This window comes from Achromobacter sp. LC458 (genome assembly GCF_001005835.2).
Taxonomy (GTDB): Bacteria; Pseudomonadota; Gammaproteobacteria; order Burkholderiales; family Burkholderiaceae_B; genus Achromobacter; species Achromobacter spanius_B.
The window spans coordinates 113,921-126,716 of record NZ_LBHW02000018.1 but is presented as its reverse complement, the minus strand read 5'-3'; the positions used below and the strand labels follow the sequence as shown (position 1 = coordinate 126,716).

Genomic DNA, 12,796 nt, shown 5'->3' with positions numbered 1-12,796 from the left:
TGGTGCTGGTGTTGGTGCTAGTGCTAGTGCTGGCGCTGGCGCAGCGCCGGTCGCAAACAGCAGCGTGTCGGTCGCGCCCCCGCCAACGACAGGTGCAGCGTCGACGGCTGCGAACCCTACCGCGACCGCCGACGCAGGCGGCGCGACCAGCGCCTCCGGTACCTCTGGCGTCGTAGCGTCTGCCCCGCCAACTGCCGGCACGGGCGCACCCGTGTCGAGCGCTTCCGCCACAGGTACGGCAACCGTCAACGCAACCGGTACCTCGTCCGTTGCGACGTCGGCCCCGTCTGCTGTCGCAACACCCGATGCGCCCGCCAGCGATTCCCTGATCGCGAACACTGGGGCGCCCTCCGTTGCCGATGCGGCCGGGTCGTCGGCCGCCCCTTCGATTGCCGTCGCAAGCGCATCCACGGTCGCGCCTTCGATTACCGCTACTGGCGCGTCTACCGTCGCGCCTTCGATCGCCACTGCCGGTGCTGCGTCGGCCACGCCTTCGATTACGGCTGCGAGTGCGTCCGCGGTCATATCGGGCGGCGCATCTACTGGCGCCACCTCTATTGCGGCGACTGGGGCGGCTACCGGTGCTTCGTCATTCGCCGCTTCGGTAGCGCCCACGACGCCTTCATTCGACGCGTCCGCGGTTGCGGGCGCTTCAGACACTTTCGTATCTCCCACGGCGGACGTGGCCGTGTCGCCGGCTTCGGCGGCCCTCGTCTCGGCGTCCACGGAAAGCATCGCGTTGCCGGGCGACGTTGTGTCGGCCGCGTCAGTGCAAGCCGGACCGGCAGCCGGCGACTTCACCGGCGCCGCCACGTCGTCGCCACCATCCATCGCGACGGACCTCGGCATGACCGCCGCGACCGCCGAGACCTCCGTGAACGCGGCCTACAGCGGGGCAGTCTCCTCTGGCGACGCCTATAACGCAGCCTCTTCTCACGTCGCCGCTTCTCACGTCGCCGCTTCTCACGCCGCCTCTTCTCACGTCGGCTCGTCTCACGTCGCCGCACCTAACGCCGCCCCTTCTAACGCGGCATCTTTCAACAGCGCATCCACTCCCCCCGCGACCTTAGCGGCAGCATCCGCCCACGCAGCATCGCAAGTCGGCGCGCTGGCGGGTTCCGGAGCTGCTTCGGTGGCCGCAACCGCCGCCCGCGCGTCGGCCACGGCGGCGGACGGAGCTTCGCCGCTGACGACGGATCTGCCGCCGGGGTCCGGCGCGCCCGACACCCACCTCGCCCAGACAAGCGCCGACGCCGACCGGCGGAAGCGGGTCGACGAGACATCGGCCGCCGCAACAACGCAGCCATCGCCCAGCTTCGCGACCGCCGCGGCAACCACGCAGTCGTCGCGCACTTCCGCGTCCGCGCCCGCAACAACGCAATCGTCGCCCGCCTCCGCCTCCGCGTCCGCCGCAGTGGGGACGCAATCGTCGCCCTCTTTCGCTGCGTCCGTGTCTCCCGGCCAACAAGGCGCGGCCTCAGTCACGGCATCCGCGCACCCACGCGACACGCGCGACACGTCGACTTTGCCGAACGCTACGCTGCTCGCGACCGTGACCGCCAGCGCGGGCACGCTGCTGGCCGGCGCCGCAAACGCGGCCGGCAATACGGCAGCCGCAGCATCTTCGGCAGCCGTTGCTGGCGGCGCGCTGTCTGACCCGGCTACGCTGGCCACCGTCGTTCCGCAGTCCTCTGGCGCCTTGCACGGATTCAGCTGGCCCGGCGCCGTGAACGGCGCATCGCCGTCCTCTGCCGGGACCGTGACGCAAGGCGACCAGCTTGCGCAATTGACGAGCACCGGCCGAGACGCAGGTTCGGCAACGGGCCCTTCCGCCGACATCTCCGCCGGTATCCCCGCTGGTATGCCCGTTGAGGTTCCCACTAACGTCTCCGCTGGTATGCCCGTTGAGGTTCCCGCTAACGTCCCCGCTGGTATGCCCGTTGAGGTTCCCGCTAACGTCTCCGCTAACGTCCCCGCGGACGTCTCTGCAAACGTCTCCGCCCATGCCGCTGGCGTTGCAGCCCCGGACGGCGGCGCGTTGACCGCATCCAGCGACACCCTGCCGGCGACGGGCGGCCTGTCTGGCGACGGCCCTGCCGTGGCCGCCGGCATCCCCACGCAAACGCCTGGCTTCGTCCCTGCCTCGCAAAGCACCCTGCCGCAGGGCGCGGGCCTGCCCGGCGGCTCGGGTGAAGGCGGCTTGAACTTCCCCAGCAACCCCTCATCAGCGGGGGCCAGCGCGACATCCGGCGTTGGCGGGATCGGCGCAGGCGCAGGCGGCATCGGCGCAGGCGCGGGCGGGATCGGCGCAGGCGCAGGCGCAGGCGGCATCGACGCAGGCGCAGGCGGCATCGGCGCAGGCGCAGGCGGCATCGGCGCAGGCGCGGCAGCGGGCCTGGGAGGCTCCGGCGGCAGCACGGCTGGCTCGACTACGGCAGCGACCAGCGCCGCGACGGGCTCCGCCGGCAGCGCTGCGACCTCCGCCGCCGCGCCTGCCGCAGCCTCACCTGACGTAGCGACAAGCGCAGCCGGAGCAACCCCGGCAAGCGTCACCGCGACGACCGCCGCCGGGGACTCGTCCGTCGCCAGCGTCGCGGGAAGCGAGTCCGGCTCCGCGGCGTCGGCAGACGCGGGCGTCAACACGGCGCCCTCCGCAGCGGACGCTAGCTCGACCGGCACCGTCGGCGCTACCGCGAACGCAGCTACTGCGGCTGGTGCACCGGCGACCCCCTCGGCCGCCCCCACGGCGGACGCTACTTCCAGCGCCAGCGCCGGCACTTCCACCAGCGCGCCAGCCAATGCGGCCGGCGGCCCATCGGGCGGCGCGACAACAACAGCCGGCGGCCCAGCGGGCGGCGCGACAACAACAGCCGGCGGCCCAGCGGGCGGCGCGACGACAACAGCCGGCGGCCCATCGGGCAGCGCGACAACAACAGCCGGCGGCCCATCGGGCGGCGCGACGACAACGGCCGACGGCGCATCGGGCAGCGCGACGACAACGGCCAGCGCCGCCTCGGCCAACGGCGCGTCCACTCCCACATCGGCTTCGCCAGCAGGCAGCGCGCCCTTGGGCAAAGCCCCCGCCGCAACGCCACCCGCCCCAGCCAGCACGGCGGCCACCGCTGCGCCTGCCACGCCGGATGCAAACCTGGGTAGCGCCACCGCGCGCGCGGCGGGCATGTCCGACAGCACGCCGGCCACCCGCGCCACCGATCTGTCCGCCACAGCCGGCGCGGGTGCGGGCGCGTCCGCGGCTGCTTCCAGCGCCGGCAGTTCCGGCGCTGTGGGCATCGGCGCCGTTGCGGCTGGCGGCGGGCTGGCGACCTTTGCGCAACAGGCCAGCGCCGCGTCCACCGCGCTGTCCAGCGCATCCACCTTCGCGGCGGGCGGCGTCAGCGCCAACGTGGGCGCGGCCATTGTGCCGGTCATGACGCAGGCGCTGAACGCTGGCGGCGACCGCATGGCGGCCTTGAGTTCCGCCGTTGACACGCTGTTCACGTTGCCCGACGTCAAGCAAGCCAACATCCCGTCGGTGGCAGGCGCCATCCTCAGCATGCCCGGCCTGTCATCGTCGTCGGTGCCCAGCGTGATCGGCGCCATCCTGCAATCGCCCACCTTGGCCACCGAGACGCTGCCCAAGGTGGCCGAGGTGCTGATGAAGATACCCGGCGTGGCCGAGTCCCCGCTGCCGCAGATCGCGCGCGACGTGCTGGACTCGGTCGGCCTGGGACCCGTGGCGCGCACCCAGGGCACCAACCTGCCTGGCGGCACGCCGCCCGCCGGCGGCTCCGGCCGCGCGGTGCCCGGCGTGTCCACCTACCGCGCCCGCCAGGACGGCGCGCGCCTGCAATACGTGAACCTGGAACAGGTCGCGGAACGCTGGAACGACGGCAGCGCGCTGACCACCACCGAACGGCAATCGAACCGCCCGCGCATCCACGTGGAATTCAATCGCCCCGGCCAGCACCGCTTCACCATCACCGTGAAGGCCGACCCCGCCAACATTCCGTACTCCGCGCGCGAACGTGGCCGCCGCGCCAGCTATCAGGAACCGCACAGCAACCCGCGCAGCTATGTCACCAACGCCGACGGCACCCGCATCGTCGACGACATCACGCTGCCGGCCGCCGGCCTGAACCTGTACCTGTTCGAAGTGCGCGACGAACGCGGGCAATTGATCAAGACCGAACGCGTTGAAACCGTGCGCCGCCTGTACATCCAGGAGGTCATGTGCATGAGCGCGCATCCGGCCGGCCACCTGGCCGACGTCACGCCCGTCACCGCGGAATTCGCGCTGCACGGCATCGACATGATCCAGCTTCCGCGCCTGCAATTCCGGGGCCGCTCGGCGGTTGACGCCGCCGACACCGTCGAGTCGCAGCAAGCCATCATGAACGCCGTGCGCGCGGTCTATGCCCCTTCCCCGGGCAAGCAGCGCGAACCCTATACGCTGGTCGTTTGCCACGTTGACCGCCTGGCCGCGCCGGGCGTCAGCGGCGACATGCGGCTGCCGGTGCCCGCCGGCCCCGGCGGACGCGTCATGACGGTGCCCATCGTCAACGACGACCGCAGCCGCTCCAGCCTCTGGTACGAATTCGATGCCAGCGACGACTGGCTGGTGCACGCGCGCTACATCCACACGGACGCCTCCGGCGCCGAACGGTCGATTCCGATTCCGCGCCACCTGATCACCCCCATCCGCGAAAGCAATGGGTCGGTCTGGTCGGTGTCCGTGGACCTGACCCGCATATCGCCCACGCCGCTGACCGGCATGCTGAACATCCAGTTCAACACCGTGGCAGCCAGCTACGCCGGCCTTGCCATCACGGGCACCAACCTGCTGTTCGTCTCGACGCTGGACCCCTACGAACCCAACTCGCAGGCCTACCTGACCGAAACCCTGGCCCACGAAATGGGCCACTTGCTGGGCATGGTGCCCAGCGGCCCCGACTGGCCCGGCCTGCGCAACCAGGACGAGTCGGCCGACGATTCAAAGCTGGACCCGCCGCCGCACTTCTACTACAACGCGGGGGGGCACTGCTATTACGGCCTGCCCGACCAGAATGGCGAGTACAACGAGGAAATCGGACAGTGCGTGATGTACGGCATCACCTGCGCGAACATTCATTTCTGCCCCAGTTGCAGCAAGGCCGTGCGCAAGGTCGACTGCTCCGAAGGCTGGACGGCGTTCTGACGCCGGCCTTTTCCAGATAACCGACATGCCCGAACCGACATGCCCATCATGACGACCGACTGGATTGAACCCTCCACCTTTGCCTCGGTGCCCTCGCACTCGCAAAAAGAACACGCCTGCATGCCGCCGCTGCAAGGCTACGACGCGCAGATGCGCATCGCCGCGCCCACCCGCGTGACGATCCGCGACGGCAGCACGCTGACCATTCCCATCTGCGCGCGCGGCATCCTGCCCGTGGTAGACGAGCCGCAGCTACCGCGTTTCGTGGCGGTGGATACGCGCACCGGCAAGGTCTATCGCGGCATCGCGTTCAACTACGTGCGGCCCAAGCTGCCCAATGTGTCGGTGGACCCCAGCGAAGGCGCGGCCCCGCCCAAGATTCCGCTGCCGCCCGGCATGACCGTGGAAACCCGCTTCACCACGGATATGGCGGGCGTCCTGCATCTGCCCGCCACGCCCGCGACCTACGAGGTGTATATCGAGGCAGAGAACGTGAAGTCGAATACGGTGACGATAGCGGTCGAAGCGGGCAAGACGTAAGCGGCATCGAAGGCGCCACGCACGTCCTTCATTCGTCGCGTCACGGCCGCGCCGGTGTCATCTGTTGAATGTTCTGCTCTGCCCGGGCAGCCTGGGTCTCGACCTTTTCCGCGTTGCGCATGTCCTTGGCGCGCTGCGCCATTTCGGCCTTGGCGTCGGTCTTGGCGAATACATCCTTGTCGCGGACGCGGAAGTACATCGTGGTGCTGGCCAACAGGTGATCGGGCCAACTGCTCAACATGGCGTCGTGCACCAGCCAGTCGAACAAGGTCATGACCTTCGGGGGCAGCTGCGTTTTGCCGTCGCGCGCCTCGCGCCAGGCGGTCAGCAGGCGTTGCTGAACCGCGCGCTCGGCCTTGATATCGGCCAGGGGGTCGGCGGCCTTTTCCGGCGTGCCGCCGCCCCGCTTGATCAGTTCATTGCGCATGTTCTCGCGGTCGCGCATGTCCTTGTCCATCAACTCCATCGTGCGCAACACCTGCGGGCTATTGCGCTCCAGGTCCGCGCGGCGCTGCGCGGTATCGGCATCCTGCTGTTCCGCGTGCTCCAGGCTCTTGTATTCCTCTTCCAGGCGTTCCCACAGCGGCTTGAAACGTTGCGGAGGCAATTCGCCACGGCTTGCCGAGGCGCGTTCCCAACGCTCATTCTTAAGCGCCTCCAGCTCGCGCAGGCGGGCCGTATTCTCCGGCTTGTTGCGTTCCTCGGCGGGCAATGCCGACACGCGCCGCAGTTCTTGGTTGTATTCCTGTTCCGGCGTGAAGTAGTCCCGGTCCTTGATCCACGCCTCGGCCGGGTCCGACAGCTCGGCGCGGAACGTGGGGTCCTGGTAACGCACGGCCAGCCAGCGCAGGAATGCCTCCATATGCGGCATGAAGTCGATGCCCGGCTCGTACTTGACGACCTCGCGATACGCTTTGACCAGATCCAGAATCTGGTTCTTCGTACTGCCATCCACAATCGGTTCGGACAGCGAAAACTGCAAATAGGTATCGGGCTTCAGGTCGGCCAGCCTTTCCATGCTGTGAAAGGCCGCGCCGTGCGACAGGGCCTGGTTCATCATGTCGCGCAGCGCCACGCGCGACAGCTCGACCCGCGCATTCAGCGACCCGGGCGGACTGACGCCCGTCACGTCGCCACTGGACCCGGGATACAGATACTGCAGGCCGCGCGTCTTTTCCAGGCTGTCCATGCGCTGATTTCGGCGCAGCTCATGCGCGGCCGCGAAATGCACGCACGCCTGCACGGCGGCCGGCACCGTCAACGTCCTGTCCTTGTGCGTCTGCTTGATAAGGTCAGTGACGGGCAAAAAGCCCAGGAACGTGTTTTCGTCCATGATGGACGCGACCGAATCCAGCAAGCCCATGAAGCGGATCTGGATATCGGCATCTGACTTGTTCTTCGTTCGGTCGCCAATCACCGCCAGGTCGGCATCGTGACGACGGCGGTACTTCTTGACCAGGTCATTGACGAACTGGCGCGCGACCACACCGCCCCGGTCCGCGCCGAACACGGTGATTTCAATGCGGCGCACATTCTGCCCTTCGCTCACGGCGTCATAGGCCGCCTTGAACTGGCGCAATGCCGAGTCCACGCGCACGTCGACGCCCGTGCCCATCAGGTAGGCCACCGTTTCCTGATCGCGGATGATCGGCACCGTTTCCATCATGGTTGACTTGGCGGCTTCCTTGCCGGCCGTCCACGCGACCTTCAGGGGATTTTTCTTGAAGCCGGCCCAGAATCCGCGAATGGTGGCGCGCGCACGGTTCACCACGCGCTCGGGGTCCCACGCATTCCAGATCCGGACCGCCTTTTCGGGCAACGTCCGCACATCTTTCACGACGTCCTTGTATGCCTTGACCATGGGCTGATAGGAGGACTCACGCAGCGACTTCTTCACCGCCGCCGTCAGACGCCCGGTGAGCTTATGGTTGGGAATCTCGTCCGTGCGCAAGACATTGCCGACGTTGGCCGATATCGCCTTTTGCGCGTTGCTCGCCGCTTTCATGCCCGCCTTCGCGGCGGCATAAATCATGTCGTCGTTTTCCGCATCGGCATTCAGATCCGTGCCCAGGCCCGAGTAATAAAACCGAAACCAGTGGTGCTTTTCAGGGCGGCCGGGATCGCTCTGGACATAGTGCGCTTCCCACAAGCGGCAGATGTTCGAATAGTACGTGGGGTGCTTCGCATCTTCGTCGCGGCTACGGCCGAAGCCGTCAAAAAAGAACCCCATCCGCAGGACCGCACCGCATTCATTGCAGTCGTCCTTGGGGTACGCCGCCTCGTTCTGGGCCATTGCCTTCAGCACCGATGCCGGCGTACGGTTCTCCGGCGGCAAGTCACTGGATTGCGCGTCAGACATGCTTATCTCCCGCCGGGGTGCCCATGGCTTTGATCTGCTCCAGCTTTACCGGCGGCAACGCCGCGACGTCCCGGGCGAAATCGCCCGGCGCGCGCCCCGGCTTGTCCAGGATCGCCTTCACCTGTGGATCCGAATCGAAGTTCGACGCCACCGTGAAGTACAGCAGCATGTACTGGCGCAGGTCTTGCTTGTCTTCGATACGGTACTTTTTCCATGCCGGCTGCAACGCCTTCGCGGTCGCGCGCAGCAGTTCGGCGTCACTGCGGTAAGCGCCAAGCGCTGCGCGATGCTCGCGCCATAGCCAGTCCACGGTATCGACAATGGGAATCCGCGTCTGGCCCAGGAGCTTGCGGCTTAGCGCCAGCTCCATGTGTTCGTCGGGGTAGATGTGCAGCTCCAGATACAGCGGACCCTCGCCCGCCGGGATCTCGGCGGCCGGAAATTTGATGGAGCCCTGCCGATCGAAATAGAGCGAGTCGGCCTTGCCATCGTGCAAATGCTTGCGCAGCAGCTCGGCGTCGACGCCGCGCCAGTCCACGGTGAAATCGGTGCCCTTGAGCGTGAAGCAGCAGGTAACCGAGCCCTCGCCGCCGCCCGGGCTGACCTGCATCGTCGACGCCACGCCTTCGCCCTTGTCCTTGACGCTGATGCCGCGGATATTCCACGGCGTGTAGTTATAGGCGATGAAACTGACGCCTTGGTAGACCGGCTCGCTATTGCAACCCGCCAGCATGCCCAGCCACAACAGCGCGGCGATCAATCCCTTACGCATTCATCTCTCCTGAAGGCCCATCCTGACCAGCCCAATGCAAGGCCTGCACCTCGTCCCACACCGCGTCCGGCACGCCCGCCAGCGCCTTTGCCAGCGCGCCGTCGTCACCGGGCTGATACCCCTGCAAGCCCTCACGGATCAGCGGATGCTCATCGAAGCGCGGGGATATCGATACGCCCCACGCCACATAGTCAAACATGTCTTTGTCGCCCGCCACGCCGTGTGCGCGCGCGCGTTCCAACTGCACTTGCACTTGCGGCACCAGCGCGTCCTGATCCGGGTCGCCCGGCAGCAGACCGGGATACAGGCGGCGTAGTTGCACCGCGAGTTTGTCGGGGTAGTCCAGGTCGAACAGCATCTGGTGCTGCTCGGGCGTGAAGCGCTGGATGCCGTCGGGCGCGTCTGTGGGCAGCCTGCCGGTGCCCGACAGCTCGGCCTGCGAGCCATCGCGCAGCGCGTAGCGCAAGGTGATCAGCGGCGAGGCGAAGCGGGTGCGTTGTTCGGCGGTCCAGACTTGCAGGGCGCGCGCCAGGATGCGCGTGTCGTACCAGTGCAGGAAGAACTCGGTATCGTCGGGCAAGGCGTAGTCGCAAAACCGTCCGAAATGCGCGACCAGCTTTTCCAGGGGCACGGCGGAGGCGAAGCTCATCATTGCGTAGCGGCCCCCGCTGCGTTCGTGCAGGGCGTTCAACACGCGCACGAGCGGCGTACTGAAATCAGGCCGGCGTGGCCCGCGCAGCACGCCTTGCGATGCGCCGTCCACTTCGATCAGCAGTGGCGCCACGTCGCCATAAATGTCCAGCCCGGTTTGCGCCCAGATCGAGCCGAAACTCAGGTCTTCGGTGGCGCTGATGCGTGCCAGCAGATCCGGGTGGCCCCGAAAATCCACGATCACATACGCGCGCGCGGCTTCGCCATACGGCCCGCGGTGGTGCGGCAATTGCGCAAAGGTGGAAAGCAGCGCCTGCTGCCAGGAATAAGCCATCGCCGTCACGCCTTTTCGGTAATGGATTGCACGCTGTCCTGGGCGTCCAGCACGCAGCTTTTGCATACCGTGAACTGCGGAAAGGGATACGGCATCTGGGTGGGGCCGGCGAACTGTTTGTTGCCGGTCTTGACGTCGATACGGCCGGGCGCGGTGACGGTGATATTGCCGCCTTCGATGACGATGCTGGCGCCCGCCGCGTTGGCAATGCGGATGCGCTTGGGCGATGCATATTCGATGCCGGCGTTGGCGCTGACCATGCGCAGGTCCTGCTGCGCCTGTACGGTCAGCACGTCATGCTGCGACATCACGTCGACTTCGCCCGTGCCGGCGATCAGGTCCAGGCCGGATTCGGCGCCGCCCTTCTGCACGCCGGCCACGATGCCCAGCGCCTGGCCGGTATGCACGCGCAGCGAGCCGATGACGGCCAGGTTGTGGTCCAGCCCCGATGACCAGTGCACCAGTTCGCCGGCCGATATCTGCACGTTGCGTCCGGCCGCTTGCGTCAGCCCCGCGCGGCCCGCCATCAGCACCAGCGGGTCGGTCAGGTGCGGGACCTTGCCGTCGACCACTTCCGTGTGCTTGGCAGAGGCATCGCCTGCCGCGCCGCTGATCGCCTGGCCTTCTACGGTGCCGGAGACGGCGCGCGTCATCGCGGCCAGGGGCGCGCGTTCGCCGTCCAGTCGGCTGGCGCCCGCGGACGTGGTGCCGCGTGCCGAAGCCAGGCGCACGCCCTGATGCGCGCCGATCACGCCGTCAAACGACTGCGCCATGATGTCGGCCTGCCCGGCCAGCGCCAGGGGCGCCGCCGCGTCGCCTGCCGGTTCGCCGCCGCCGGCCGTGTAGGTGGTCAGCAACACGCCCGCGCCGCCCCGCAGCGCGCCAAACGCATCGGTGCGCAATTCCGCGCCCACGCCGCGCACGTTGCCGCGATAGTTGCCAGCCTGGTGGATCAGATGGCCCAGGTTCAGTTCGCTAGCCGACTGCGTGGACTTGATCTGCATGCGCAGCTGGCCGTCGCTGTCGTCGAAGACGATCTGGTTGTAGCCGTCGCCGCCAAATTCCTTGCTCTTGAAGCCGCTTAACGCGGCCGCGTTGCGATGCTGTTCGTCGCCTGCCGCCGCGCCGTGCCAGGCGGGTGCGTTGCCGCTGGCCAGGTTGGCCTGCGCGCTGGGCTTGCCGTCGAGGGCCGCCGCGTACACCTCGGTGTTCATGGGTTCGCCGGCCTTGCCGCCCGGCGTAGCCGGTATGCCGCCTTCGCCGCGCCCGTTGTAAAGCGCACCGACGACCAGGGGCTGGTCGATATCTTCATCCAGGAAGCGCACCAGCACTTCCTGCCCGATACGCGGCACGAAGCTCATGCCCATGCCCGCGCCCGCCTGGCGCTGCGCCACGCGTGCCCAACGGCTTTTCGCCAGGCCCTGGCCGTCGGTCTGCCAGTGAAAGCGCACGCGCACGTCGCCCCGCGCGTTGCGGTGGATTTCGTCTTCGCCGCTGGCCTCGGTGGCCCCTTCGGCGTTGGTGACAATCGCCGTGTGCACGCCCACGGCGGACGGCGCGCCAGCCAATCGGGCACCGCGCGCGGCGGCCGGCAAGGCGCGCCAGGGGCGGTCGCAACGCACCGCGCAAAAGCGGTTGGCGTAGCCCACTTCATGCGCCCGCGCCAGCACGGCGGCGTCAGGCCGGCCGACGCCGATCAATGCGTCGTCTGGGGGGTAGGCGGAATCGTCGCCGGCCAGGTCGTCGTGATTGGCACGCTGAATGTCTGCGTCGCTATTCAATGCGGCGTCTTCGTCGTCGTCAAAGCACAGGAAGTCGTCCAGCGCGCCCATCTGGCCGGACAAGTTGGCGTCGGCCTGGCCCGGCAGGTTGTTGACGCCGACGTGTTCAATACGGTCCAACGCGAACACGGGTTCGAAGCCGGCCTCGCCCTTGGGCCCTAACGGCGACATGTCTTGCAGCGTGAAGCGTGTGCCCGACCGGAACGTGCGCACGTTGCCACGCCCGATGAACGTTTCGGCGCGAGCCTGCGCGGCCTGCATCAACAGCGTGGCCTGAAACTGCGCGTGCGCCTGGTTCAACAGGCCGCCGTGGCCCAGGGGTTCAAACCATTCCAGCCCGGCGGTTTCGTCGTCGGACCCGCTGGCCGGGCCGGCCAGGGCCTGGCCCGTGATGGCGTGCTTGCCGCTGTCGTGCCAGCCTAGAACGGTGACGCGTTCCACCGCGCGCCGCTGCCTGCGCGCCAGGGCCTGCACGCCGTCGCGCGTCTCGGTGGCATGCGCGCGTTGAAAGCGCACGCCGCCGCCCGAGGACTCTTCGTCTTCGGGCAACGTGCGGCTGTCGGCAAAGATCAGCACGGCATGGCGCGAAGGGGCCGCCTTGTCCTCGACGGTGGTCCAGCCCAGGCCGGATTCCGCCAGCAGGCGCGACAGAAAGGCGTAGTCGGTTTCGCGATACTGCGTGGTGTAAGGCCGCGTGGGCAGGTCGGCAAGGTGGCGCTCGACGTCGTCGGCAAGCTTGTAGGTGTAGCCCTCGTAGCTGTCCAGCACATGCCGCACGATTTCCAGCACGGGCTGGTTTTCATAGATGCGGCTGGCGCGCCGCTGCGTGGCCAGCCATAGCCAGGGCGCCAGCGTGATGCGATAGCGCGCCTTGCCCGCGTTGCCACCCAGCATCTCGGCGGCACGCACGACGCCGCTGCGGCCAATCTCGCTGCCGTCGGCGCGCGTGGCCCACAGCGTGGCGGGCCGCGACACCATGTCGTTAAGATCCAGCGAAGCGTCGTCGGCCAGCGCGACGATGCGCGCTTCGCTCAAGTCCGACAGGCCTTCACGCGCCACCCAGCCTTCCACTTGCAGGGACGCGATCGCGCCCTCGCCATCCAGGCGATACAGCCGGGATGGGGCGCTGGCACCGCCGTTGCTTGCGTTCACAGCCATGGAGCAA

At 67.9% G+C, this 12,796-nt stretch carries 8 protein-coding genes and 1 pseudogene; 2 read left to right on the top strand and 7 right to left on the bottom strand.

Annotated elements, in window-relative coordinates; all coding sequences use genetic code 11:
* From YH64_RS16745 to YH64_RS16735, 3 genes and pseudogenes are all read right to left on the bottom strand, one after another.
* Nucleotides 1–735 (bottom strand): annotated as a pseudogene (locus YH64_RS16745) (hypothetical protein); the annotation flags it as partial.
* Between the two features lie 258 nt (nucleotides 736–993).
* Nucleotides 994–1,674 (bottom strand): hypothetical protein, encoded by a 681-nt coding sequence (locus YH64_RS16740; protein ID WP_143215414.1) that lies wholly within the window; start codon nucleotides 1,672–1,674, stop codon nucleotides 994–996.
* Between the two features lie 1,079 nt (nucleotides 1,675–2,753).
* Nucleotides 2,754–3,041, bottom strand: a complete 288-nt coding sequence (locus YH64_RS16735; RefSeq protein WP_143215413.1) for a hypothetical protein — start codon at nucleotides 3,039–3,041, stop codon at nucleotides 2,754–2,756.
* A gap of 26 nt (nucleotides 3,042–3,067) precedes the next feature.
* Between YH64_RS16735 and YH64_RS16730 the strand changes: the two genes are divergently transcribed.
* Both YH64_RS16730 and YH64_RS16725 read left to right on the top strand, forming a co-directional pair.
* Nucleotides 3,068–5,194, top strand: a complete 2,127-nt coding sequence (locus YH64_RS16730; RefSeq protein WP_052945982.1) for a hypothetical protein — start codon at nucleotides 3,068–3,070, stop codon at nucleotides 5,192–5,194.
* 39 nt (nucleotides 5,195–5,233) lie between these two features.
* Complete coding sequence (locus YH64_RS16725; RefSeq protein ID WP_143215412.1) at nucleotides 5,234–5,734, top strand: hypothetical protein; 501 nt, start codon at nucleotides 5,234–5,236, stop codon at nucleotides 5,732–5,734.
* A 40-nt stretch (nucleotides 5,735–5,774) separates the two neighbouring features.
* Here the strand turns inward: YH64_RS16725 and YH64_RS16720 are convergent, their stop codons facing one another.
* Genes YH64_RS16720 through YH64_RS16705 form a run of 4 tightly spaced genes read right to left on the bottom strand, consistent with a single transcriptional unit; the run spans nucleotide 5,775 to nucleotide 12,789 of the window.
* A complete protein-coding gene (locus YH64_RS16720) occupies nucleotides 5,775–8,093 on the bottom strand; it encodes a DUF2235 domain-containing protein (protein ID WP_046804212.1) in 2,319 nt (772 codons plus the stop codon).
* Nucleotides 8,086–8,865 carry a DUF3304 domain-containing protein gene (locus YH64_RS16715; RefSeq protein ID WP_046804213.1) on the bottom strand — a complete coding sequence of 260 codons (780 nt, stop codon included), beginning with the start codon at nucleotides 8,863–8,865 and terminating at the stop codon, nucleotides 8,086–8,088. Before YH64_RS16715 ends, YH64_RS16720 begins: the two co-directional genes overlap by 8 nt.
* Nucleotides 8,858–9,850 (bottom strand): DUF4123 domain-containing protein, encoded by a 993-nt coding sequence (locus tag YH64_RS16710; RefSeq protein WP_046804214.1) that lies wholly within the window; start codon nucleotides 9,848–9,850, stop codon nucleotides 8,858–8,860. Before YH64_RS16710 ends, YH64_RS16715 begins: the two co-directional genes overlap by 8 nt.
* A gap of 5 nt (nucleotides 9,851–9,855) precedes the next feature.
* The gene (locus YH64_RS16705; RefSeq protein WP_046804215.1) at nucleotides 9,856–12,789 is read right to left on the bottom strand and encodes a type VI secretion system Vgr family protein; all 2,934 of its coding nucleotides are present in this window, start codon (nucleotides 12,787–12,789) and stop codon (nucleotides 9,856–9,858) included.
* Nucleotides 12,790–12,796 lie beyond the last annotated feature (7 nt).

Excerpts from the sequence above, each read along its gene's own strand:
- YH64_RS16720 (WP_046804212.1), bottom strand. The coding sequence starts at position 8,093 with ATGTCTGACGCGCAATCCAGTGACTTGCCGCCGGAGAACCGTACGCCG.
- YH64_RS16705 (WP_046804215.1), bottom strand. The coding sequence starts at position 12,789 with ATGGCTGTGAACGCAAGCAACGGCGGTGCCAGCGCCCCATCCCGGCTG.
- YH64_RS16715 (WP_046804213.1), bottom strand. The coding sequence starts at position 8,865 with ATGCGTAAGGGATTGATCGCCGCGCTGTTGTGGCTGGGCATGCTGGCG.
- YH64_RS16710 (WP_046804214.1), bottom strand. The coding sequence starts at position 9,850 with ATGGCTTATTCCTGGCAGCAGGCGCTGCTTTCCACCTTTGCGCAATTG.
- YH64_RS16725 (WP_143215412.1), top strand. The coding sequence starts at position 5,234 with ATGCCCATCATGACGACCGACTGGATTGAACCCTCCACCTTTGCCTCG.
- YH64_RS16735 (WP_143215413.1), bottom strand. The coding sequence starts at position 3,041 with ATGTGGGAGTGGACGCGCCGTTGGCCGAGGCGGCGCTGGCCGTTGTCG.